The organism is Streptomyces sp. JNUCC 64 (genome assembly GCF_054484115.1).
The window spans coordinates 917,176-941,184 of sequence record NZ_CM137015.1; the positions used below are offsets into that span (position 1 = coordinate 917,176).

21 protein-coding genes are annotated in these 24,009 nt (G+C 72.8%); 13 read left to right on the plus strand and 8 right to left on the minus strand.

What is annotated here, in order from left to right; all coding sequences use genetic code 11:
* Positions 1-31: 31 nt before the first annotated feature.
* From ACVWNX_RS03495 to ACVWNX_RS03525, 7 genes are all read left to right on the plus strand, one after another.
* Positions 32-2,113, plus strand: a complete 2,082-nt coding sequence (locus tag ACVWNX_RS03495) for an Hsp70 family protein (protein WP_454412373.1) — start codon at positions 32-34, stop codon at positions 2,111-2,113.
* Positions 2,110-3,462 carry a GTPase gene (locus tag ACVWNX_RS03500; protein WP_454412374.1) on the plus strand — a complete coding sequence of 451 codons (1,353 nt, stop codon included), beginning with the start codon at positions 2,110-2,112 and terminating at the stop codon, positions 3,460-3,462. Before ACVWNX_RS03495 ends, ACVWNX_RS03500 begins: the two co-directional genes overlap by 4 nt.
* A complete protein-coding gene (locus ACVWNX_RS03505; RefSeq protein WP_454412375.1) occupies positions 3,459-4,160 on the plus strand; it encodes a hypothetical protein in 702 nt (233 codons plus the stop codon). The genes ACVWNX_RS03500 and ACVWNX_RS03505 overlap by 4 nt, the downstream gene beginning before the upstream one ends.
* A 1-nt stretch (position 4,161) precedes the next feature.
* Complete coding sequence (locus ACVWNX_RS03510) at positions 4,162-6,135, plus strand: dynamin family protein (RefSeq protein WP_454412376.1); 1,974 nt, start codon at positions 4,162-4,164, stop codon at positions 6,133-6,135.
* Positions 6,132-6,779 carry a hypothetical protein gene (locus ACVWNX_RS03515; protein ID WP_454412377.1) on the plus strand — a complete coding sequence of 216 codons (648 nt, stop codon included), beginning with the start codon at positions 6,132-6,134 and terminating at the stop codon, positions 6,777-6,779. Before ACVWNX_RS03510 ends, ACVWNX_RS03515 begins: the two co-directional genes overlap by 4 nt.
* Entirely contained in the window at positions 6,776-7,954 is a 1,179-nt protein-coding gene (locus ACVWNX_RS03520) for a 5'-methylthioadenosine/S-adenosylhomocysteine nucleosidase family protein (RefSeq protein WP_454412378.1), read from the plus strand. The genes ACVWNX_RS03515 and ACVWNX_RS03520 overlap by 4 nt, the downstream gene beginning before the upstream one ends.
* A 122-nt stretch (positions 7,955-8,076) precedes the next feature.
* Positions 8,077-10,587 carry a phospholipase D-like domain-containing protein gene (locus ACVWNX_RS03525; protein WP_454412379.1) on the plus strand — a complete coding sequence of 837 codons (2,511 nt, stop codon included), beginning with the start codon at positions 8,077-8,079 and terminating at the stop codon, positions 10,585-10,587.
* Positions 10,588-10,691: 104 nt separating this feature from the next.
* Here the strand turns inward: ACVWNX_RS03525 and ACVWNX_RS03530 are convergent, their stop codons facing one another.
* Entirely contained in the window at positions 10,692-11,357 is a 666-nt protein-coding gene (locus tag ACVWNX_RS03530) for a DUF998 domain-containing protein (RefSeq protein WP_454412380.1), read from the minus strand.
* A gap of 173 nt (positions 11,358-11,530) precedes the next feature.
* Between ACVWNX_RS03530 and ACVWNX_RS03535 the strand changes: the two genes are divergently transcribed.
* Both ACVWNX_RS03535 and ACVWNX_RS03540 read left to right on the plus strand, forming a co-directional pair.
* Entirely contained in the window at positions 11,531-11,854 is a 324-nt protein-coding gene (locus ACVWNX_RS03535) for a YciI family protein (protein ID WP_454412381.1), read from the plus strand.
* A gap of 42 nt (positions 11,855-11,896) precedes the next feature.
* Positions 11,897-14,050, plus strand: a complete 2,154-nt coding sequence (locus ACVWNX_RS03540) for a DUF6596 domain-containing protein (protein WP_454412382.1) — start codon at positions 11,897-11,899, stop codon at positions 14,048-14,050.
* Between the two features lie 54 nt (positions 14,051-14,104).
* On the opposite strand, the gene ACVWNX_RS03545 is transcribed toward ACVWNX_RS03540, so the two are convergent.
* From ACVWNX_RS03545 to ACVWNX_RS03555, 3 genes are all read right to left on the minus strand, one after another.
* Complete coding sequence (locus tag ACVWNX_RS03545) at positions 14,105-14,572, minus strand: hypothetical protein (RefSeq protein ID WP_454412383.1); 468 nt, start codon at positions 14,570-14,572, stop codon at positions 14,105-14,107.
* A 157-nt stretch (positions 14,573-14,729) separates the two neighbouring features.
* Positions 14,730-15,380: a hypothetical protein gene (locus ACVWNX_RS03550; protein ID WP_454412384.1), complete on the minus strand. Its 651-nt coding sequence runs from the start codon at positions 15,378-15,380 to the stop codon at positions 14,730-14,732.
* A 205-nt stretch (positions 15,381-15,585) separates the two neighbouring features.
* Positions 15,586-16,173: a TIGR03086 family metal-binding protein gene (locus tag ACVWNX_RS03555; protein WP_454412385.1), complete on the minus strand. Its 588-nt coding sequence runs from the start codon at positions 16,171-16,173 to the stop codon at positions 15,586-15,588.
* Positions 16,174-16,276: 103 nt separating this feature from the next.
* Here ACVWNX_RS03555 and ACVWNX_RS03560 point away from each other — a divergent pair, with 103 nt between their 5' ends.
* A complete protein-coding gene (locus ACVWNX_RS03560) occupies positions 16,277-17,263 on the plus strand; it encodes a helix-turn-helix transcriptional regulator (RefSeq protein WP_454412386.1) in 987 nt (328 codons plus the stop codon).
* Between the two features lie 131 nt (positions 17,264-17,394).
* On the opposite strand, the gene ACVWNX_RS03565 is transcribed toward ACVWNX_RS03560, so the two are convergent.
* The 3 genes from ACVWNX_RS03565 to ACVWNX_RS03575 all read right to left on the minus strand — a co-directional run bounded on the left by ACVWNX_RS03565 (position 17,395) and on the right by ACVWNX_RS03575 (position 21,171).
* Entirely contained in the window at positions 17,395-18,717 is a 1,323-nt protein-coding gene (locus tag ACVWNX_RS03565; protein ID WP_454412387.1) for a serine hydrolase domain-containing protein, read from the minus strand.
* Positions 18,718-18,995: 278 nt separating this feature from the next.
* Complete coding sequence (locus ACVWNX_RS03570; protein ID WP_454412388.1) at positions 18,996-20,270, minus strand: right-handed parallel beta-helix repeat-containing protein; 1,275 nt, start codon at positions 20,268-20,270, stop codon at positions 18,996-18,998.
* 292 nt (positions 20,271-20,562) lie between these two features.
* The gene (locus ACVWNX_RS03575; RefSeq protein WP_454412389.1) at positions 20,563-21,171 is read right to left on the minus strand and encodes a CGNR zinc finger domain-containing protein; all 609 of its coding nucleotides are present in this window, start codon (positions 21,169-21,171) and stop codon (positions 20,563-20,565) included.
* 130 nt (positions 21,172-21,301) lie between these two features.
* On the opposite strand from ACVWNX_RS03575, the gene ACVWNX_RS03580 reads away from it, so the two are divergent.
* From ACVWNX_RS03580 to ACVWNX_RS03590, 3 genes are all read left to right on the plus strand, one after another.
* A complete protein-coding gene (locus tag ACVWNX_RS03580) occupies positions 21,302-22,123 on the plus strand; it encodes an MBL fold metallo-hydrolase (protein ID WP_454414617.1) in 822 nt (273 codons plus the stop codon).
* A gap of 207 nt (positions 22,124-22,330) precedes the next feature.
* Complete coding sequence (locus ACVWNX_RS03585; protein ID WP_454412390.1) at positions 22,331-23,170, plus strand: helix-turn-helix domain-containing protein; 840 nt, start codon at positions 22,331-22,333, stop codon at positions 23,168-23,170.
* Entirely contained in the window at positions 23,167-23,358 is a 192-nt protein-coding gene (locus ACVWNX_RS03590; protein WP_454412391.1) for a DUF397 domain-containing protein, read from the plus strand. The genes ACVWNX_RS03585 and ACVWNX_RS03590 overlap by 4 nt, the downstream gene beginning before the upstream one ends.
* An 82-nt stretch (positions 23,359-23,440) precedes the next feature.
* Here the strand turns inward: ACVWNX_RS03590 and ACVWNX_RS03595 are convergent, their stop codons facing one another.
* On the minus strand, positions 23,441-23,980 hold the full coding sequence (locus ACVWNX_RS03595) for a GNAT family N-acetyltransferase (RefSeq protein WP_454412392.1): 540 nt from the start codon (positions 23,978-23,980) through the stop codon (positions 23,441-23,443).
* Positions 23,981-24,009 lie beyond the last annotated feature (29 nt).

Here is a 24,009-nt window from a genome sequence, read left to right on the forward strand (position 1 = left end):
TGACAATAATCAGGGGATCTCCTTATGGTCAATGGGACAAGAAGAGGGTTCGTACCCGTTCGACACGAACACCCCGGGGGGCCGGAGTTCGATGATCGTCTCCGTCGATATCGGCGCGTCCACCACCAAAGCGGCCGTGCTCGGCACGGATCCGCCCGAGCTGACGACCGTCCGGGTGGAGGGGGTGCCCGAGTGGCCGACCGCCTTGCTGCTCGACCGGAAGGGCGCCCTGATCACCGGCGTCGGAGCGGTCAACCGGCGGGAGGCGGCCCCCTTCCGGGGCCGCTATCTGGCGGGCCTGAAACAGCGGATCAACCTCCCGTCCGACATCGAACCCGCCCACCGGGAACTCCACTTCCCCGCGGGCCCCACCCGGCCGCTGGTGCGCGGCGTCCGCGCGGTCATCACCCATACGCTGCGCGCGGTGGCCGAACGCCACGGCGCCCCGCTCCGCCTCGTCCTCACCCATCCGGTGATCTGGAGCGACGCCGAGAAGGCCGTACTCGCGGAGGCCGCGACCGCCGCGCGGTGGCCCTCCGCCACGCTGGTCAGCGAGGCCGAGGCGGTGGGCGCGCACGCCGCCCTCCGCCATGGTCTCGAAGGCCCCTTCGCCGTCCTCGACTTCGGGGCCTCGACCTTCGACTTCGCCCTGCTCGACCCCCGGGAGGACGGGCTGCCCGAGGTCGTCTACCAGACCGGCAGGCTCATCGGCGGGGACGACTTCGACACCGCCGTCCTCACCCTGGTGCGGAACGCCCTCCCCGAGGAGGGACGACGCGCGTTACGGGAACTCGGCCGCGCCCGCCCCGAGGTGCTCCGCGAGGAGGCCGAACTGGTCAAACGCGCCCTGACCACGCGGAAAGAGGCCCGGTTCGCGCTCGGCGACCTCGATCTCCCGGTCCACCGGGACGACTTCACCGACGCCGTCGAACCGCTGGTCGCGAGATGCCTCACGGCGGCCCGCGAGGCCCTGACCGCACTGGAGGGCACCGTCCGCCCCCGGACCCTGGTCCTCAGCGGCGGCGCGGCCCGCGTCCCCAAGGTCCGCGAGCAGGTCGAGGGCCTGGCCGACAGCTGCGGCGCGGAACTGGTCGACCTGGTCGAGGGGGTCGACGGCAGCCCGGTCGCCCTGGGCGCCACCCGGTTCGCCGTTCCCTCCCGCCAAGGCCGGTTACCGCGCCCGGCCCGGACCTTCACCCTCGACCGGGCCGCCATCCGGCTCGGGGACACCGGGGCGACCGTCGCCGGGGTCCCCGGCGGAGTGGCCGAACTGCCGCCCGGCGGCCCCCTCCGGCTCCGGCGCGGAACGGACGGGACCGCCCCGGAGTCCGACGCGGCCGCCCCGGCGCCGGAGGCGTCCCGGATGCCCGTCGCCAGGATCGCCGCCGATCCCGTCGCCCCCCGGCTGCTGCTCGCCAGCCCCTCCCCCGCCTTCCTGGTCACCACGGTCGACCCGGCGGCGGACCGGCTGGACGGGGGCGTGGTCTTCGGCAGGTTCGCCGCGTCCCGGGGCGGACCGGACGGACCGGTCTCGGCGCTCGCCTGCCGGGGGCCGCTGGTCGCCTGGACCGAACCGGACGGCAGGGGGGCCTGTGTCGACACCCGCTCCTGGGAGTGGCACCCCCTCCCCCTCGAAGGGCCGGTGAGCGAGCTGATGTTCACCGACGCGCCCTGGCTGCTCGCCCGCGTCCCCGGACGGCTCCTCCTGATCGACGTGCTAACCGGCCGTCAGAGCGCGGAACTGGAACTGCCGGACGACGTCACCCTGGCCGTGGAACCCCGCGCGGGGACCGTCTGCGTGGCGGACGGGGAAGCGGTGACCGCCCATGACACCCGGCCGGGCCGCTTCGCCCTCCGGTGGCGGCGCCCGCTGCGTTCCCCGGGGACCCTCGCCTTCACCCACACCGGGGCCGAGGCCGCCGTCGTCGCCTTCGACGCGGAGAGCTCCGTCTACCGGGCGCTGCGCGCCGGGAACGGGGAGCAGTTCGCCCTGCGGGACGCCCTCGGCTTCCAGCGGCCGACCGCCCTCCTCCCGAGCCCCGACCCGGGGGTGGTCTACGCCCGCACCAGGGCCGGACTGGACCGTCTCCACCTGGGCGCGGTGACCTCGTGAGCGCCCCGCCCACCGTCCGCGCCGCCATCGCCCGCCACTGCCGGGAACTCCTCACCCACCCCCTTCTGCACGACGAGCCGACCCTGCGCGACGTCGTCGCCCAGTGCGGACAGCCGCTGCGGGTGCTCCTCGCCGGGGACGTCTCCACCGGCAAGTCGACCCTGCTGAACGCCCTGGTCGCCCGGGACCTGGCCGCCACCGCCTTCGACGAGACCACCTCCTCCGTCACCTGGTACCACGGACCGGAACTGACCGACCCCGCCCTGCCCGATCCGACCCATCGCGCGGTCGCCGTGGGCTTCCCGCTCGCCGGACGGATCATGCTCGGGGACACCCCCGGCCTCGACACGCTCTCGGACAATCCCCTGGAGACGCTGCCGCTGCTCACCGGCGACCTCACCGGGGCGGCAGCGGCGTTCGTCTGCGTCCTGGCGCACGGACTCGTCGACGAGGACTGGAAGGAACGTCTGGAGGACCTGGCCGCCTTCTCCACCGGACCGTTCGACCTGGTCGGCAACGTGGTGGCGGCGATGGCCAAGCTGGACGAGGTCAACGAGGCGCCCGACAGCGTCGAACGGCGGGTCAGCGACGAAACGACGCTCACCGTCCGGGTCGTCGCGGTGAACCAGCTGATGGCGGCGGCCGCCCGGACCGGAGCCGTCGACGACCGGATCGTCGCCGCCCTCGACTGGCTGCGGTCCCGCCCCGATCTCCTGGAATCGTCCACGCCCGCCTGGGGGCGGCTCTCCGAGGAGACGGACGGGGCACTGCCGCCCGGCCACCTCACCGCCCTCGAAGAAGCCGTCGGCAGCCCGGTCTGGTTACCGGAACTGGTCGCCGCCACGGCGGGCATGACCGATCTCACGGGCGTCGCGGAGGAGTTCACCCGGGTGTCCCGGATCCACTTCCTGGAGGCGGTGCTGTCCGACCTCTCCGACGACCACGACCTGTTCACCTCGATCGCCGTGCTGCAGCGGCTGCGACGGCTCGCCGCGCGGCTGCCCTCCGGACCGGCCGCCCCGCTCCGCGCCCGGCTCCCGCTGCTCCTCACCCCCGCGCACACCGCCGTGCTGCACCGGCGGGCCGCCGCGCGGCTGCTGCTCCACACCGATGTCGGCGCGGGGCTCCCCGACACGGAACGGGACACGGCGGTGGCCCTGCTGCGACGGCCGGACGGCAGCGGCCCGGACCCCGGCGACCGTCCGGACACGGATGTCCGGGAGGTCCTCGCACGCTGGACGGAACACTCCGCCGACCCCTTCCGGGACTCCCGGTTCCGGCGGGTCGCGGCACTGGTCGCCGACACGGCGCGGCAGCGCCTGGGAACCGTCCACCGGGGGGAGGCGTGAGGGCGGGGCGCGGGCTCGCGCGACTGCTGCGCCGGTCCGCCCGGACCCAGGACCGGCTCGCCGACCGGCTGGACCCGGCACCGCCAGCCCCGTCCGGGCCGCCCGAACCATCAGAGCCACCGGAGCCGTCGGCGTCGTCGGGGCCGTCGGGGCCACTGCCGTCACCGCAGGCGCCTCCGTCAACCACCGAGCCCGACGTCCCTGGCGACTCCGACACCCCCGGCAGCCCCACGAGTCCCGCCAACCCCACCACACACTCCGATCGTTCCGACGGCGACAGCGACAGCGACAGCGACAGCGACAGGAACGACGGCAGGGACCGTGCCAGGCACGTCACCGAAGCCGGAGAGGGCGACGGAGACGGGGGCGGGGCCGGGGACCGCCGGAGTCCGGACCGGGCGGCGGACAACACGGGAGTCGCCCGGGCCGTCCTCGCCGTGGCGGACCGGCTCACCAACCGCGAACTCGTCCGCCGACTGTACGAAGCGGTCGGCGGACTCGACGGGATCGACGCCGTCCGGCCCGCGCCGGGCGATGCCTTCGACCCGCTGGCCCACCGCTGGAGCGAGACCCGCGAAGCACCCCGTCCACAGGACCGGGAACGCGTCGCGGAGGTGCTCGTCCCCGGCTTCACCGGCCCCGACGGGACGGTCCTCAGGCCCGCCCGGGTCGTGGTGTACGACATCGAAGGAGACTGACATGCGGTCATCGTCCGGCTCATCCGCGTCCGACGACCGGATCGACGACATCGTCGAAGCGGTCCTGACCATGGCGCGGGACCAACGCGTCGGGGAGAGCGTGTGGAGTCCGCTGGAGGCGCTCTCCGGCCGCTGGCGGGAGCCGTTCGCCCGGGCCGCCGTGGTCGGGGAGGTCTCGGTGGGCAAGTCCACCCTGGTCAACGCCCTCGTCGGACAGGATCTCCTGCCCGCAGCGACCGAGGCGCTGTCCTCCGTGACGGTGGAACTGCGCTACGGCAAGGACACCCAGGCCCTCGTGGGCGTCCACGACGGCAGAGAGGTCGTCACCCGCGACCTGGCGGACCGGGAGGAGATCCTCACCTATCTGACCACCCGGGGCGAGGAAACCGTCGCGCTACGGCACGGGCGGGAGGCCCGGGTGCTGTGGGCGGGGGTCGCCCTGCCGTCCGAACTCCTCGCCGCCGGACTGCGGTTGACGGACACGCCCGGGGTGGGCGGCCTCAACCCCGCCCACCGCAGGCAGACCCTGACCGCGCTCAGCAACACCGACGCGGTGCTCTTCGTGATCCGCCCCGGAAAGCCGATCAGCGCCTCCGAACTGCGTTTCCTCGCCGAGTCGGTGCACCGGGTCAGCTCCTACGTCATCGTGCAGACGCACCGCGACCAGACCAGCGACGCCCAGAACCGGCTGGACAAGAACCTCGCCGTCCTCCGGGACCCGGAGACCTGGCGGAAGCTGCTCGGGGAGGGCACCGACGCCGAGGCCGTCGCCCGGCGGTTCGCGGACGTCCCGGGCGTGTGCGTCTCGGCCAAGCTGGCGCTGGACGCGCTGACGGCGGCCCCCGGACCGGCCCGGGACCGGAACCTGACCTTCAGCGGGGTGCCCGAACTCACCGAACGGCTGCGGAAAGAGGTCGTCGACCGGGCGGGCGAACTCCACCGGCAGGACCTGCTCCGGCTGACCGGGTCCACCGCGACGGCCGTCCGCGCCCGGTTGGTGGAGCGCCGGGCGCTGCTCGGCAAGGGCGAGGCGGCCGAACAGGCCATCCGCGCGAGGGAGGAGAACGTCCAGCGCTGGATACGCATGGGCGGCGACACCTGGCGCACCGACCTGGACGCCGCCACCGGCTACGTCCAGGAGGAGGTCCGCACGCTGGCCGGGGAGCGGGTGGAACTGCTGGAGAGCACCTATCTGGACGCGTTCACCACCATGCGGCCCCAGCGGATGGAGGAGGCCGTCAAGGAACTGGCCACCGAGGCCGACACCGCCGTGGCGGAGATGCGGGAGCTGGTCGGCCGACGGCTCAACGACACCGTGGCCCGGATCGTCGCCCGCAACCCCGAGGACGAGGTGTCGGCCCACCTCCAGCGGCTCACCCTCACCGAGGGACTCTCCACCCATCTGCCCACCGGTTTCGGCAAGTCGCTCCTCAACCTCGACGAGACCTATCTGACCAGCGTCGCCATGACGGGCATCCCCGCCCTCGCCCGGCAGCTCGCCGAGGCCCGCGACAAGCACCAGCGGAAGGACGGGCCCGGGCCGTACCAGCCGAGCGTCCTGGCCCACCTGGCGAAGGCCGCCGCCGTCGCCGCCACCACCAACCCCGTCGTGGTGTCCGTGATGGCGGCCGCGGTCCTCTTCGCCGGTGTCGCCGCCCTGCGCAAGCTCAAGGCCCGTACCCTCAAGGCCGCCCGGGAGGTGTACGACCAGGTGACGAAGGCCATCACCGGCGAGGCCGCCGAGCACGCCGTCGAGCTGGCCGGACGGGAGCGGGACGCCATCGTCGAGGTCATCGAGGCCCGGCTGCGGGAGGACCAGGAGAGCATCGACCGCGACCGCCAGGACCTCGCCGATTCCACCGGGCTCACCCCGGCGGAGCGGGCCGCGCTGCTCAACGGGATCGACCTCTCGGTGCGGAAGCTCGACGAGCTGATCGCCGGACTCACCGAGGTCAGGGCGGAGTGGGGACTGTGAGCCCGCCGTCCACCGCCCGGCGGGAGTCCGGGGGTCAGCGACCCGGGCGACAGGAGCCGGAGCGGCAGCCGTCCCGCCGCCGGGACCCGACGGCGTACTCCCAGGTGCTGCTCGGCGAGTACACGGCGCTCAAGGCCGAACAGAGCGCCCGGATCGCCGCGCGGGACAACCTGATGTACGCCACCCTCGCCGCCCTGGTCCTGACCGCGACGGCCGTGGCCGGCACGGCCGGGCACCGGGAACTGGTCCTGCTGTTGCCGCCGGTGTGCCTGGTCCTGGGCTGGACGTACCTGGTCAACGACGAGAAGGTCTCCGCCATCGGGGGCTATCTGCGCGCCGAGCTGACCCCGAGGCTCGCCGTCGCGTCGGGCGCGGACCCGGGCGACGTCCTGGGGTGGGAGACCGCCCACCGCGCCCAACCGCGCCGGACCACCGGGAAGTACCTCCAACTCGCCGTCGACCTGGTGATGTTCGTCGCCCCGGCGCTCACCGCCCTGGCCGTCTTCTGGGCCACCGGCCCCGGCGACCCCGTCCTCCTCGCCGTCTCCGCCGCCGAACTCGCCGCCGTCGCGGTCCTCGCCACCCGCGTCGTCGTGTCGGCGGACCTCAGGGGAAACCTCGCATCGGAAGGAACAGTCCAGTGACCGAGCCGCGCGTCGGGGTCATCGTCCCGCTGGCCGAGGAGTTCGCGTACGTCTCCTCCGTGCTGGACGTCCTCGGGGACATGGAGGTGGACGACCGGGTGTACCACCGGTTCGTGGTGCCGGACTCCGACGGCGTCACGGGGGTGCTGACCGTCGTCCACGACATGGGGCAGGCGAGCGCGGCGCTCGCCGCGCACGACCTGGCCGCCACCTTCCCGGTGCCGCTGATCACCGTCCTCGGCACCGCCGCCGCCCTGGACGAGGACGTCGCGCTCGGTGACGTCGTCATCGGGTCCGAGCTGATCGACTACCTCAACGCGGGCAAGGTGACGGAGGACCCGGACGATCCGACCCGGGTCCGGATCGCCGTCGGGGGCACCCACTGGAAGCCCTCCGCGCCACTGTTGCGGTACGTGCGGAACTTCCCGATCAGGAAGGCCAGCGGCCCCCTGGCCAAGCGGTGGTCGGCCGACGCCCACGAGCGGTGCCGGATCGTCCCCGGGTCCCGGCCCGCCAAAGCCCCGGCCTACCACGTGGGACACATCGCCAGCGGTGACGTCGTGGTGGCGTCCGACGCGTTCAAGGCCCTGATCAAGAACCACGACCGCAAGTGCCTCGCCGTGGAGATGGAGGCGGGGGGCGCCGCGCTGTCCGCCTACCAGAACGACGACGCGGACCTGATGGTGATCCGGGGCGTCTCCGACTACGCCGAGGGGAACAAGACCGCGACCGACCGGACCCTCGACGTCGACGGCGAACCCAACGCCTGGCGGCGCTACGCGGTCGAGAACGCGACCGCGCTGCTGGCGACGCTGCTCGCCGGGCCGGGCTTCCCCTGGCGCGCCGCGCCCAACGCGTCAGCCCGGCGCGGCGGCCGGGCCTCCCGGGGCGCGGCGGAGCGGGCGTCCGGGGCACCCGCCGAGGGGAATCCGTCCGCCGCCGGACTGTGGCTGCCCGTGGCGACGACCGGAGCGCTCACGGCGGCGGCCACGGCCGCCGCCGTCGCCCGCCACGGCCACCAGGACGCGCACGACTCCGCCGGGCCCGGGCACGAACCGACACCCACCGGCGGGCACCACCACGGTCACCATCACGGCCACCGGGGTCACCACGACCACGGGTACGACGACCCCTACGAGGGCTCGTCCCACGACTCCGGGACGGAGGGAGCGTAGGCGGGCAGACGGGCGACGGGGGCCTCGCCGGCTCCTCGTCGCCCCCCAACCTCGGCGTCCATGATCGTAAAGTACGTTTAAAGTTCCGCTGTTCTCGCACGTCAAACGGATCGGACAGGAACTTGCGCAGACGTACCACCCGCGCTCTGGTGGCCCTCACCACCGCCGCGTTGGGGTTCACCCTGTTGACGCCGACGGCCGCCCAGGCCGAGGAGACCGTCCTGGGGAACTACACCACCGTCTTCAACTACACCAAGCCGACCGGCCCCAGTGACACCGCGATCAGTACGAACCTCGGCGCCCTGATCGACCGCGCCAAGCCGGGCAGCACCCTGTACATGAGCATGTACTGGCTCAACGACCCGAACGGGATCGAGGCGAAGCTGCTCGCGGCGCACGCCCGGAACGTCACCGTGAAGGTCGTCATCGAGAAGCCCACAGCCGACCTGCACGGGCCGGGCGACGCGCTGAGAGGCGGTCTGACCGGCGCGAGCAAACTGACCGAGTGCGTCCGGGGCTGCCTCGACAACCCCTCCGGCGAACCCAAGGCCATCAACCACAACAAGTTCGTCGTCTTCGACGCGCTGAACCCCGCCACCCCCGGTGGTGACGCCCCCACCAACGTGGTCTGGCAGTCCTCGCAGAACATGAACCCGGGTCAGAACGGCGAGCTGAACAACGCCGTCGTGATCTCGGGCGACGCATCCCTCGCGGTCAAGTACCGGGCGGCCTTCAACCGGCAGGTGGACCACAAGGACGTCAAGGGCACGCTCACCTACAACAGCACCTACGACGCCCCGAACGCCCCGGTGGAACCCATCTTCTTCCCCCGGGACACCGGAACGAGCCCGACCGACACCGGTTCGGACTACCAGGTGTACGGCAACCCGGACATCGTCGCCCACCAGATCGAGAAGGTGGACTGCACCATCAGTGGCAGCATCAGGCTGTCGACCTCGTCGCTGAACGGGCAGTCGCTGCGACCCGCGATCTACACCGCGCTGAAGAACAAGCGCGCGGCGGGCTGCGCGGTCGACGCCCTGGTCCGGGATCAGGACGGCCTCGACCAGAACGCCGGTGTCAACGACATGACCGGGATCAACGTCAACGCCTACGGTATGCGCCCCGGCGGGTGCCGCTACTCGGCAAGGTCGTGCCACCACGGCACCACGCACTCGAAGTACCTGCTCACCGAGTGGAAGAACGCCGACGGAAAGCGCGTCCAGAACACGTACACCGGCTCCCACAACTTCACCAAGGGCGCCCTGGTACGCAACGACGAGACCCTGTTGCGCATCAGCGATCCGGCCGTCTACGACGAGTTCGTCGCCAGCTTCAACAGGCTGCGGACCGCCGCCATCGACATCGACGCGGCGAAGTACGGCAGCATCCCCCAGCACTACTCCCGGGTCAACGCCGCCTCGGCGGGCGACCAGCACGACAGCGCTACGGCCTCGAACGGCTCCGGGACCTCCACGTACCACGCGGTCGTGTACGAGGACGGCGACAACCACGACCCCGCCGACAGGCAGCTGGGCACCAATGTGTACATCCGGACGTACGAGAACGGTGCCCCCAACGGGAACGAGAAGCGGCTGAGCGTCCCCGGCGTCACGGGGACCACCTGGTCGCACCAGAAGCCCGATGTCGGCGTGGACCAGAACGGCAACGCGATCGTCGTGTGGGCCGGAGACGACGACGGCAACAAGTACGCGAACATCGAGGTCCGCAAGATCGACCAGGCGGGCAACGTGACGGTGCTGCCCCGTCCGCACGCCTCCGGTGACGGTCATCAGCTGCGGCCCACGGTGGCCGTCGCCGACGACGGGTCCTACACCGTGGCATGGGAGGACACGGCCGACCGCACCACCCTGAACCAGGTGAAGGCGAGCGGCTGGACCGCCGCCGGAACGCGGCGCCACCCCGACGTCCAGGTGAGCACCATCAACGCCGGGGCCACCGCGGGTTCCAACCGCCGCCCCGACGCGGCGACCGACGGCGCGGGCAACACCGCGATCGTGTGGGAGGAGGACGCCGACGGCAACGGCGGCCTCAACATCGGGCTCGCCAAGCTCGACAGCGCGGGCGGCTTCGCCGTGCCGCGCAAGCTCGCGAACGCCGAGACCGACGGCCAGCAGACCGCGCCCGCCGTGGCCCAGACCGCCGACGGCCACACCGTCGCCACCTGGGCCGACTCCTACCTGCCCGCCAACGGCATCGGCACCCGTGAGCCGAGGGTCCGGTACCGGACGTTCTCCGCGACCGGCACGCCGGTCGCCGTGGAGGTGACCGTCACCAAGGACCCCGATTCCAAGCGTGGTATCGGTGACCAGACCGACCCCGATGTGGCCGTCTCCGACAGTGGCGACTTCGTCGTCGCCTGGCAGGAGGCGTTCGTGTACGACGGCAAGCCGGACGTGTGGGCCCGTGGCTTCAACGCGGACGGCACCACCGCCGGGCGGCTGCCCGCCACCCGGATGAACGTCGTCACCGGCAACGAACAGACGGACCCCGCGGTCTCCCTGGCACCGAACGGGCGGCTGGCACTGACGTACTCCGACGACTACAACAGCCCCACCGACCCCAAGAAGTCCAACGAACTGCGGCTGAGGGACGGTTTCCTCAACAAGTGACCGTCGGCGGGCGGCGCTCCACGGCGCCGCCCGCCCACACCCCGGTCCCGGTACGGAGACCACTCCGTACCGGGACCGTCCTGGCCGCCGCGCGCTACGGCGGCTCAGCGGCGCGCGGTCCCGGTCAGACCGCCGAACAGCGCGCAGACCGTCGAGACCCACAGCAGCGCGGTGACCGCCCCGACCGCCAGCGTCAGCGTCCCCCACGCCCCCTGGCCCATCGCCCAGCCATTGCCGAGGAGCAGCGCCGTGCCCGCGCACCGGGACGCCATCGCGCGCCATCGCCACCCGCCCCGCGAGAAGTGCCGTCCCAGCACGTAGCAGGCGGCGATCAGGGAGGTGAAGGTCAGCGATCCCGCGGCCATGTGCGCATAGTTCTGCCAGCTCATCTCCGTCGGTGCGCCCTCGGGGGTGCCGTGCGGGAATCCGTCCAGCGGGTCCATCACGAACACCCCGGCGGCCACCATTCCCACCCCGGCCGCCAGCACCAGCCGGGGCGCCCACACCCCGCCGGGCGTTCCCCGCAGCGCCCCCCGCAGTCCCACCGCCCCGAGGGCCAGCAGCGTTCCGGCGACCACGAAGTTCACGATCTGGAGCCACCCCAGGTCCCCGTTGCCCAGCGCGCTCAGCGGGTGCCGGGTGATGTCGAACCCGTCGCGGGTGACGGCCTGGCCGAGGGAGACCGTCGCCCACAGCGGAGCCGCGAGGACGCCCGGGCCCAGCAGGGCACGAACGGGGATCGCGGGGGTGGGGGTCTGTGCGGCGGTCATGTCGGTGTCCTCTCCCGGTGCGGCGGCGCGGTGCTCCGCCGCCCTCTTCGCTTGCTCACCTCCACGTCGAACGTTCGATGTGACAGGGAACGTGGCTGTTCCCCGTCACATAGGCTGTTCGACGTGGGGGCAGAACAGCGAAAGCCCACCGAACGGCAAGGGGAGAACCCACCATGCGTTACCTGATGACGACCAAGCCCAACGACGTCGTCCCGGACGAGAAGCTCTTCGCCGAGATGGGCTCGTTCATCGAGGAGCTGACCGCTTCCGGTGTGCTCCTCGCCACCGGGGGTCTCGCCCCGAGCGCCATCCGGCTGGTCAGCGAGGGTGACGAGTTCACCGTCACCGACGGCCCGTTCACCGAGGCCAAGGAGGCGATCGCGGGCTTCGCGCTGGTCGAGGTCCGTTCGGAGGAGGAGGCCATCGAGCTGGCCCGGCGCTTCCGCCGGATCGCCGGGGACGGCGAGAGCCTGCTCCGCCCGGTCTTCGGCGGCTGACGTGAGGTCCACGAGCGCGGCGGCGGACGCGGTAACGGACCGGTGACGGCCGTCCACCGGGCCGTCGACGCGGTCTGGAAGCTGGAGTCCGCGAAGATCGTCGCCGGACTCGTCCGGATGGTCCACGATGTCGGCCTCGCCGAGGAGATGGCGCAGGACGCGCTCGTGGCCGCGCTCGAACAGTGGCCGGAGTCAGGCGTCCCGGACAACCCGGGCGCCTGGCTGATGGCCGTCGCCAAGCGCCGCGCGGTGGACCGTGTCCGCCGCGACCAGCGGCTGGCGGACCGACGGCACCTGCTCGCCGACGAACAGCGGGAGTGGCAGGACCACCACGGGGACCCCGCCGCGGAGTTCGAGGGGTCGGAGGAGTCCTGGGAGCCCGGGGGGTCCGGGGCCCGCGGGGAACACGGGACACCTGAGGGGGACGGGCGGGACGGGCGGGGCGGAGGGCACGGGGCGGGGCGCGGGACGTCCGGGGCCGGAGGTCCGGGGGAACCCCCGTCCGCGCGGGACGACGTCCTACGGCTGATGCTCCTGACCTGTCACCCCGTGCTGTCCACCGACGCCCGGGTGGCCCTCACCCTCCGGCTGCTGGGCGGGCTGACCGCCGGGGAGACCGCCCGCGCCTTCCTGGTCCCCGAGGCGGTGATCGCCCGTCGGGTCGCCGACGCCAAACGGCGGCTCGCCACCGAGCGGGCCGCCTTCGAACTCCCCGGCGGCGAGGAGTTGGCCGGGCGGCTCGCCTCGGTGCTCGACGTCATCTACCTCGTCTTCAACGAGGGGTACTCCGCCACCTCCGGCGACGATCTGCTGCGCCCCGGTCTCACCCTGGAGGCCCTGCGTCTGGGCCGGTTGCTCGCCGAACTCGCCCCGCGCGAGCCCGAGGTCCACGGGCTGGTCGCCCTGATGGAGATCCAGGAGTCCCGCTCCGCCGCCCGCACCGGCCCCGACGGGGAGCCGGTCCGGCTCCACGAGCAGAACCGGGGCCGCTGGGACCCGCTCCTGATCCGCCGGGGCTTCGCCGCGATGCTCCGCGCCCGTGACGCGGGGCGGGGCGCGCCGCCCGGGCCGTACGTCCTCCAGGCCGCGATCGCCGTCACGCACGCCCGGGCCCCCACCGCCGAAGCCACCGACTGGCCGGGGATCGCCGCCCTCTACGAGGCGTTGGAGCGGGTGCTGCCCACCCCGGTCGTCCGGCTCAACCGGGCCGTCGCCGTCGGCATGGCGCACGGCCCCGGCCCGGGCCTGGCCCTGCTCGACGCGCTCACCTCCGACCCCGCGCTCCAGGACTACCATCTGCTGCCCGCCGCCCGGGGCGATCTGCTGGCCCGGCTGGGCCGGACGACCGAGGCGCACCGGGAGTTCGACCGCGCGGCCGCCCTCACCCGCAACGCCGCCGAACGCGCCTTCCTGCTGCGGCGCGCCGCCGGTCTCGCGGGCGTAGCGCCCCCGGGCCCGTTCCTCGGCGAGACCGCCGAGGCGTTCCTCACCCGGGCGGACCTGGACCCCGCCACCCTGCGCTCGTACGGGCAGACCCTGCGACGACTGCGCCGCGCCCTCGGTGACGGACTGCCGCTCGCCGCGCTGACCCCGGACGGGGTCGCCCGGGTCTTCGCCACGGCCTGGGACGGGGCCGCCGCCGCGACCTGGAACCGCCACCGTTCGGCGGTCCGCGCCTTCGCCCACTGGCTCTCCTCGGAGCACGGTCCCCCCGCCTCCCCGGAGCGCGACCTCACCTCGGGCGTCCCGCGCCGGGCGGGGGGCGGCACCCGGGTGGCACCGGTCGCGGCGCTCGACGCGCTCTGGGGCCTCACGGGTCCGTCGGTACGCGAGCGGACCCTGTGGCGGCTCCTCCACGAGTCGGGGGCGACGGTGACGTCCGTCCTCGCGCTGAACGTGGAGGACCTGGACCTGGCGGACCGTCGCGCCCGGGGCAAGGGCGGCTGGGTGACGTGGCGTTCGGGTACGGCCGGACTGCTGCCGGAGCTGCTGGCGGGCCGCGTCCGGGGCCCGCTCTTCCTCACCGACCGGCGGCCGGGCCCCGGGCGCGCCCCGGCCGCCGCCGACCTGGACCGGGAGACGGGCCGGGCCCGGCTCTCCTACGAGCGGGCCGAGTACCTCTTCAAACAGGCGACCAAGGAACTGGACCCGGCGGGTGAGGGCTACACGCTGCGGCGGCTGAGAGCGCGGGAGTGAGGAGCGGGGCGGAAGGGGAAGGGGAGGCGGATGCCGTCCTCCGGTCCGGCGGGTTCAGTCCGCCGGGCGGTGCCGTTCCCAGTCCGCGTTCAGCGCGGTGACCTCCGCCTCGACGTCGACGTGGTTGCTGTCGAGGTACATCAGCTGCTTGCGCTTCCCCTCCGGGCGGCGGACGTAGACGATGGTCTTGGGCGCGTAGTTGTCCTTCTTCGCGGAGGGGTTGCGCTGCGCGTGGAAGCCCTGGACGTCGGCCCAGTCGACGCTGACGCCGCGGAACATGGTGCGCACCACGATGCCGGAGGGTCCGACGAAGGTGCCCGAGCGCCGCAACAGGAAGAACCAGACGGCGAGGATCGCCAGGTAGAGGGCCGACAGCCCCAGCCGCACCCCGGTCGGCCGCTCCCCGTCGTTGATGAACGGCCCGAGCAGGGCGAAGGCGAACCCGCCCGCCACCGCCATCAGCAGGGCGAGACGCCACGCCTTGAGCCGGTACGCGCGTGTGGGCTGTCGGTCGTCGTCCATGTCCGCGCGTCCCCCTGGCCTTACGGTCTTCCCGGCGTCCTCCCCCGCCCGTCCGGCCGGGAGTCCGGAAGTCTAGGCGCCGGTCCGATCGTCTGGCCAGACGGGACGGGGGCGGTGACCGCGTACGGCCACCGCCCCCCCGTTTGCTGATGAAGCGTCAAACTATCGATCTGATCTGGTAGTCCATGCTCTCGGGCCCGATCACGTGCTGTCCGTACACCGGGCAGCTCCCGAAGCTGGCGTGCCCGGCGTAGAAGAGCGCCAGACACTTGACGCACCAGCGCCAGCCGCCCTGGAACTCGGGACCGGGCTCGGGGAGGTTGTGGTGGAGGGCGTAGTCGTAGCTGTAGTGGTGGCTGTGGCGTATCCCGCCGGTGCAGGTCCCCGACGCCGAGAACCCCCCGTATGCCAGGACCTGACATCTGGTGCACCGGAGCCAGTTGGTCTGCCGGTTGGCATGGGCCGGGACCCCGAAGGAGAGGTAGTAGGCGTACGAGGCGTTGAGGGTGTGCCCGCCGGGGTCCCCGGGGCACCGCCCGCGCACCCCGCTGCCCCGGTACCAGAGGCTCTGACAGGAGACGCACCAGGCCCAGTCGTGCTGGTAGCCACCGGTGGCGCCGTTCGGGCGGGCGCTGCTCGGGGTCGCCGCCCAGCCTCCGGCGAGGAGGACGGCGGCGCCCAGGGCGGCCCCCGTGCCCGCCCTCAGGAGGCCGCGCCGCCCCGGGGCGGCGGTGTCGTCCGGTGCGGTGTCGCCGGGTGCGGTGCCGTCCGACGACGAATCCGACGGCGAAGAGGAACGTGTGCTCATGGCGCGTCGATCCCTTCCGTTGACCACGTCACGGTTCGGAGTGCTGCTCGTGAGCAGCCGCACCGTACCAGCGGGGACCGGAGCGGGGACACCGGTTCGACCGGGGCGGCGGTGACGGCGGGGTGTCCGCGGACCGTTTCCCGCCACTCGCGCTCACGCCCCGGGCCCGGGGCGTGAGCGGTCCGCCGGGTGGGAGCCGCCGGGCTCAGACCCGGGTGCGCTCCGGCACCTCCCGGCCGAGCCAGGCGGCCAGCCGGTCATGGACGTCGGCGCCCTCCGGTGCCTCCCGGACGGCCCCGAAGGGAACCGGCCCGCCCCGGCCGTCGGCCGGAAGCGCCCGCCGCGCCAGGGGGAGCACCGCTTCGGTCAGCTCCGGGTCCAGGGGCACCGGCCGTCCCAGGGCCTCGGACAGGTCCCAGCCGTGCGTCACGGCCTCCAGGGCGACGAAGCCGACCACGGCGGCACCCGGCGTCTCCTCGCCCCAGGGCGAGGAGAAGACCTCCCCCAGCCTGGCGTCGTCCGCCCAGGTCGCCCGGAAGCGCCGGTGCGCCTCCTCGTACGACCGGCGCAGGTCGTCGTCGGCGAAGGACGCCTCCGGGGGCGCCGTCTTCCAGTCGCCGCCCTCGCCGATGCGCGTCATCAGGCCCAGTCCGTTCACGCAGTGCGCGATCAGCGCCCGGACGTCGAACTCCGTACACGGTGTCCCGCCGTCGAGGTCGGAGGGCGTCACGGTCTCCAGCAGCGCGGCGAACTGGGCTGCCGCGCGGTCGTACAAGGGGCGGGGGTCGTTCATCTGATCGTTCTCCCATGGATGAAGCCGGTTGCTCCGGACACCCGTACCTTCGACGGGTAACCTGACAACCCCCGTCATGTTTTCCGGAGGGTCCGCCCGCCCCGTGAAGTCCGACCGCCTCCTCTCGATCATCCTGCTGCTCCAGACGCGCGGGCTGGTCCGGGCGGCCGAGTTGGCCGAGCGTCTCGAAGTCTCGGTCCGCACCATCTACCGCGACGTCGAGGCGTTGTCCGCCTCCGGCGTCCCCCTCTACACCGAGCGGGGACGTCACGGGGGCATCGCGCTGCTGCCGGGGTTCCGGACCGATGTCACCGGTCTCACCGAGGACGAGTCGCGCGCCCTGTTCGTCCTGACCGCCCGGGGCGCCCACGCGGCGCTCGGGCTCGACGCGGCGCTGGGGTCCGCGCTCCGCAAGGTGATGGCGGCGATCCCCGCCCCGCACCGCCCGGCGGCGGAGCTGACGAGCCGTCGGGTCATCGTCGAACCGGAGCGCTGGGAGACCGGACGTGAGCCCGCGGTCGACCTCGACGTGCTCAACTCCGCCGTCTTCGGCGACCGTCGGCTCGCCCTGCGCTACCGCCGTGGTGGTGCCGTCGAGCCCGGGGACTACGTCCTCGACCCCTACGGGCTCGTGGTGAAGGCGGGCGTCTGGTACCTGGTGGCCGACAAGTCGGGCTCCCCCCGGCTGTTCCGCGCGGACCGGGTGGTCGAGGCGTCCGTCCTCGACGAACCGGTGCGCAGACGGCCCGGTCTGGAGCTGGCGGACGTGTGGCGGGCGATGCTCCGCGAAGCCGAGCGGCGCCGTCTGCCGGTACGGGTGGAGGTGCGGCTGCGCGAGAGCGCCCTGATGCTCCTGCGGTGCCTGGTCCGGGGGCGGATCACCGGGGACCTGGTCGCGGACGGGGCGGGCTGGCTGAGGGTCACGCTGATGTTCGACGGCCTGCTGGAGACCAGGGGGCTCCTCACGCTCGGCGGCGAGGTGGAGGTCCTCTCCCCGCCGTCGGTGCGCGACGAACTGGTGCGCGTCGCGGCCTCGGCGGCGAGCGTCTACGCCGACGGGGCGGGTGCCCCGGCCGGTTCGGAGCGGTGACGGGAACACCCGCCACCGCTCCGAAGGACCGCCGGGTCGCGCGCCGGGCCCTCCCGGACGCCGGTCAGGGCCGCCGCCCCGGGCAGCGTCCCTGGCCGGGCCCGGACGGCCCGGCGCGGGAGCCCGCTCCGTCAGCCGGTCGACGACCGTTCCGCCCGCGCGCGGCCCAGGGCGGCCCGTTCACCGGACCCCGCCGCACCGGCGGCCGACTTCCGGTCCAGCGACTTCCCGTCCGACGACGTGCCGCCGCGACCGCCGCCGCAGAACGCCGCGTCGACGACGCTCCGGGGCAGGACCCAGTCCGAGTTGACGTTGAGCGCGACGGAGCGGCGGCCGTCCTCCGTGGCGACGACCTCGCTGCCGCCGCCCGCCGCCCCGCCGCTGTGGCCGTAGACCTTGGTGCCGCAGGCGGTGCGGTAGCTGTACAGACCGAGGCCGTAGGAGTCGTACGACTCCACGGCACCGGCGTTGGGCAGCATCCGCTTCATCTCGGCGAGCTGGCGCGGCGGCAGCAGTTCACCACCGAGCAGCCCCCGCAGGAACCGGTTGAGGTCACCGGTCGTGGAGATGACGTCCCCGTCGCCGAACGCCTGGGAGCCGTTCTGCTCGGTGACGTCGTACACCTCGTCCGTGCGGGGGTCACCGCCGAGAGCGGAGTACATCCGGGCGTGCGGACCCGGGATGGTCACCCGGTTGCCCGGCTGCGTGGTGTGGCGCAGTCCCAGGGGCTTCAGCACCCGCTTGCGGACCTCGCCCGCGTAGGAGTTCCCGCTGACCTTCTCGATGATCATGGCGGCGAGCACGTACCCCGTGTTGGAGTAGGAGTGGCGCTCGCCCGGGGCGAAGTCGGGCCGGTGGGACAGCCCCACCCCGACCGTTTTCAGCGGGGGCCAGGTCTCGTAGCGGCTCTTCAGGAACTCCTTGGTGAAGAACTTCCGCTGGTACTCCGGGTCGCTCATGTACTCGCGGAGCCCGCTGCTGTGGTTCAGCAGCTGCCGCACGGTGATGTTCCGGCCGTCGTTGCCGTTGCCCCGGACCACGCCCGGCAGCCACTTCTCCACCGTGTCGTCCAGGCTGAGCAGCCCGTCGGCCTCCTGGTCGAGCAGGACCGCCGCCACGAACGTCTTGGTGATGCTGGCCGCGCGGAAGCGTTCGTTCGCGGTGCGGGGCTGTCCGGTGGCGCGGTCGGCCACGCCCGCCACGCCGTTCCACACCCGGTGGCCGGAACTGATCTGGGCGATGACCCCGGGGGTGCCCTGCCGGACCAGTTCGTCCAGCGCGCGCTGGGTGGCGTCGTACCGCGCGGCCGGGCCGGACGGGGCTCCGGGCGCCGCCTGCGCCGGGGTGGACATGAGAGTCGCGGCGACGGCCGCCGCGAGCGCTCCCCCCACCGCCGTACGGGTCCGCGCCCGGGTACCGGTGGTCCGTCCGCGTGTCGCTGTTCGTGCCCTCACGGGTGCTCCTCACTCTGGGCGGGACCCCGGCCGGTCACCGTCGTCCGGTCCTGGGACCGGGTCGGTGGCGCCGGGGTCACTGTCAGGGACGAAGACCGCGAACCTCTCCATAACGGTTGATAACCGAAAGGGAGTTGGCCGGAAACCCACCGGATCGACGTCGGTCCGGGACCGGACGGGCCACGCCGGGGCGCGCCCCTGGAGAGGACCCGGTCCGGACCCACGGGGTTGAGAGCTCAGGAACTCAAGGACTCAGGGGCTCAGGGGGCTCAGGGGGCTCAAGGAGCGCAGACGACGCCCTGGCACTGGGCGGACTGGGCGTTTCCGCTGGCGAGGTTCCCTCCGCCGTCGATGTTGCCCGGCTCGGCGTAGACGCCCCAACTCAGGTTGTTCCGCGCGGTGTTCCCCTGGACGGTGTGCGCGGACTTCGAGACGTGGATGCCGTGGCTCTTGTTGGCGAGGGTGGTGTTGCCGACGATCCGGTTGCCGTTGGCGGCGGTCGCGGTGCCCGTCACGTAGACGCCCCGGGCGTTGTTGCGACTGGCCTCGTTCAGCTCCAGCGCGTTGCGGAACGAGCCCTCCAGGGTGATCCCGTCGCTGGTCGTCTCGTTGGCGGTGTTGGAGCGGATCAGGTTGTCGTCGGAGAACCTCAGCTCGATGCCGCCGGGATTGCGGCTGACGTCGTTGCCGGTGATCGTGGAGCGGTGGGACGACTGGAGGACGATCCCGCTGTCGCCGCCGCCCCGGAAGGTGTTGGACAGGATCCGGTTGCCGTGGGAGGCGGTGACGGACACTCCGGCGTCGCCGCTCTGCCCGGTGGTGTTGGACTGGACGAGGTTGTCGTGGGAGCCGGTCCGCAGGGCGATCGAGGCGTCGCTGCTCCCGCTGACGGTGTTGCCCAGCAGGGTGTTGGCGGTGGCGCCCTCCAGGAGCAGCCCGGCGTCCCCGCTGCCGGTGATCCGGTTGCCCTCGACGCGGTTGGTGCCGGAGTTCTGGACGAGGACGCCGCCGCCCTGGTTGGTGGTGACGGTGTTGTCGTCGATCACGTTGCCGGTGGAACCGTTGACGACGGTGACGCCCTTGCGCGACTGGTTCTCGATGAGGTTGCCGCGCACCCGGTTGCCGTTGTCGGCGTTGTCGAGTTCGACGCCGGAGAACTCGTTGTTGCGGACGGCGAGCCGTTCGACGAGGTTGCCGGTGGTGCCGGGGGCGAGCCGTACCCCGTAGTCGAACTCCCGCACCTGACCGGGGGTCGCGGCGCCGTTGGTGACGGTGACGTTGGCGAAGCCGTTGTTGCGGACACCGACCCCGAGGCCGACGCCGTCGATGGTGCGTCCGTTGAGGTCGATGGTGATGCCCGGGGCGCCGACGACCAGTCCGTCGCCCGGGCAGTTGAGCAGATCGGCGCCGAGGACGACGTTCGTGGTGACGGTCTGGCCGCAGGAGGGGGGTGCGGCGTGGGCGGTCGGCGCGCTCAGCAGCACACCGGCGAGGGCGGTGGTCCCCACCGCCGCGCACCATCGTGCGGGGGTCGTCCTGAACAGGCGGATCATGTCGGGATCCCTTCTGTCATGGCGTTGCGGACCGGTCGCACGGACCGTGACGCGCCCGCTGAAGGGCGTTCACGGAATGAACGGTCCGTTTTCCGCACAGCGTCGGGAGGCCCGGCCCACAGGGCAATGAAGCGGCAAAGAATGACTCACGGAAGATGAAAGTTGACCGGATCGGCCGCCCGGCTCCGGCCCCGGCCGCCACCCCCAACTCCGGCCCCACCCCCGGGCTGCGGCCGCCACGGCGGTGATCGGTGGCGCCCGCGGTGACGGTGACTGATGGCGGCTGCCGTACTCACACCGCCGGATCGTCGTGGGGCGCGGTGCGGCGGGTGTAGGCACGGGCCGCGCGGACGCGGTCGCCGCAGCGGGTGGAGCACCAGTGGCGCCGCCCGTGCCGGAGCAGGAAGCGGTTGCAGGGGGGCGATCCGCAGGCCGTCAGCCGGTCGGCCCCGGGGGAGGTCAGCAGATCGGCGGCGTCCCCGGCGAGGACGGCCAGGGCGTGTTCGACGATGGCCGTGGTGGGGTGGGGAGCGGTCCGGTACGGGCCCCGCTCCTCGTCCCAGCGCAGCAGCGGGACGGTGGGGACGCGGGTCATGGCGTCGTTGACGGCGGCGAGCGCCGCGGGGTGGGCGGGACGTCCCGCGCAGTGGGCCGAGAACAGGGACCTGATCTGCTCCCTCAGGGTGCGCAGCAGCCCCGCGCACATCTCCTGCATACCGGCGTCGACGGGGGCGAGGCCGCGTTCCGTGAGCCACCGGTTCGCCCCGGCCGGGTCGCCGAGCAGATCGACGGTCAGTCCGCCGGGCAGGACGACGGCGCTGTTGGCGAGGGCGAGGGAGGGGTGCTCCTCCTCGCCGTGCGCGGGCGGCGGTACGGGCTTGTCGGTCGCGGACTCTGGCATGCGTCTCATGGTAGACGGCTCGTTCTCACGTTAGACATTGCCTTTATCCGTGAGACACATCTAGGATCGCCTCACGCTTGAACCCCTACACATCCGTGAGGTTTCCGTGTCCCGTTCCGCGTCCGGTTCCGTGTCCCCTTCCGCGCACCGCCTGCCCCCGCGCTCCTTCCCCGTGCGCTCCCTCGGCGGCCCGACCGCCTCCTTCACCTACGGCGGGCTGAGGTTCCTGACCGACCCGACCTTCGACGGCCCCGGCGACTACGGCCACGGCCACCCCGGCCGCCCCGTCCTGACCAAGACGGCATCCGCCGGAGCCACCGTGGCGGAGCTGGGCACGGTCGACGTCGTCCTCCTCTCCCACGACGAACACGAGGACAACCTCGACACCTCGGGCCGCGCCCTGCTCGCGGACGCGGGCCTGACCCTGACCACGCCCGGCGGCGCCCGGCGCCTGGGCGCCGCCCTGGCCGGACGGGTCAGGGGCCTGGCGGACTGGGAGTCGACGGAACTGCCGCGTCCCGACGGGGGCACCGTCACCGTGACCGGGGTCCCCGCCGTCCACGGCCCGGGCGCCCGTGAGGCGGTCGAACCGCTCCTCGGCCAGGTCGTGGGCTTCGTCCTGGCCGGCGAGGGGCTGCCCACCGTGTACGTGAGCGGCGACAACGCCTCCCTCGACGCGGTCCGCGACATCGCCGGACGGTACGGTCCGGTCGACACCGCGCTGCTCTTCGCGGGCGCCCCCCGGTTCCCCGTCCTCTTCGACAACCGTCAGATCGTCCTCGACAGCGCGCAGGCGGCCGAGGCCGCGCGGATACTCGACGCCCGCCGGGTCGTCCCGCTCCACTACGACGCCTGGGCGCACTTCACCGAGGGGCACGACGCCCTGGCCGACGCCTTCGCGGCGGCGGGCCTCGCCGACCGGCTGGACTGGGGACGCCCGGACCAGCCCTGATCAGAGCCCTGGCCGCCACCCGGTCAAGGGCCTGCGAGCCGCACTCCCCGAGGAGTCGGGGGCGCTTGCGCGGCGTCGCCCCAGCCGTCATCATCACTGCTCTCCGTAGCGCTTCCGTCACCGTCTTCGACGTTGAGGCTCTGAGGGTGGACCACAGGACTCCCACACTCAACCTGGCGGAAGCGACAGATCATTTGGGGGTCACAGATGGTGAATCGCCGGGAGCTGGACCCGGACGCGTCGCTGGAGGCGGCGTTCGGCGCCCGGGTCCGCAGCTCACGCGAGGCACGCGGTTGGACGCAGGAGGAACTGGGCGAGCGGATGGGGACCAGCGGTGGCCACATCTCGGGCGTGGAAACCACGCGCAAGGCGGCGACCTTGCCCTTCGCGAAGGCCGTCGACCAGGCCTTCGGGCTGACGGGCCGGGACGTCACGTTCGAGCGGGCGTGGCGCGAGATGCAGCGGGGGGTGCTCCTGGAGGGTTTCCCGGAGTACCTGGGTCTGGAGGAACAAGCGGCGGAGATCCGGCTGTTCGAGGTGGGTGTGATTCCCGGACAGCTCCAGACCCGGGAGTACGCGCAAGCCCTGGCCGATGCCGCTGTGGAGCGGGGGGAGAGCACACCCGAGAAGGCCGCCGAAAGAATCGAACACTTGCTAAGGCGTCAGAAGGCACTGGAACGGACGCCGCCGCCACTGATCTGCGCGGTCCTGGACGAGAGCTGCGTCCGACGCCCCATCGGCGATCCGGGGGTCATGCGGGACCAGTTGACCCATCTGATCAGCTTCGCCAGGTTGCCGCACACCTCGCTGCAGATCGCTCCCTTCTCCATGGGGGCGCGACGGCCGTTCAACCGTCTGGTCAGCCTGTTGACGCTGCCCGACCGTTCCATGGTCGCCTACGTCGAGTCGCAGACCCAGGGGCATCTGGAGCGGGAACTCACCTCCGCACTCCCCTTGGTGAGGAACTACCATGTGCTTCAGACCGAGTCGGCCTCCCAGGCGGAGTCCATCGACATGATCGAGCGGCTCAGAAAGGGCGTTCCGTGACCACCGAACCCCCCAGCTACCACTGGGTCAAAGCCTCCTACAGCGACAACGGTGGCTACTGCGTCGAGTGGGCACCCTCGTACGCGTCCGTGACCGGGGTCGTCCCCGTCCGTGACTCCAAGAGCACCGACGGCCCCGTGCTGACCGTGTCCGGCGCCGCCTGGTCCACGTTCGTCGTGGCCCTGTAGCCGCCGCCGACAGCATCGGAGTGCGGCCCCCGACCGGTGGTCGGGGGCCGCACTCCTCGCCCGGGCGGGGAACGGAAACCGGTCATCCGGGCCCGGACCGGCGTGCCCATTCCCGGTCCAGGACGCCGAAGACCTCGGAGTCGCGCCAGCCGTCCCGGATCAGCGCGGTGTGCCGGTGCAGGCCCTCGCGGACCATGCCGAGCTTGGCCAGCACCCGGGCCGAGGCGATGTTGCGGGGATCGCAGGTCGCGTGGATCCGGTGCAGCCCGACCGGACCGAACCCCTGGTCCAGCAGCCCCGCACCGATGGCCGTGCCCACGCCCCGGCCCCACACCCGGGGATGCACGAGATAGGAGATCTCGCCCTGCCGGTGCGTCAGGCTGCGGACCTTCAGCTCACCGATGCCCACGAGTTCCCCGTCGAGGCAGGCCGCGTACACGAATCTCGTCCGTGGGGACCGCGACCGGGCGTCCACCGCGCCGCGCACGAACTCCCTTGTCTGTTCCTCGGTGTTCGGCCCCCACGCCTGGAAGCGGCACGCCTCCGGCAGGCTGGCGAAGGCGTGCACGGCGTGCCGGTCGTCGAGGACGAGTTCACGCAGGACCACCGACGTTCCGCTCACCGGTCGATTGTGCCAGTCGGCCCCGCGAG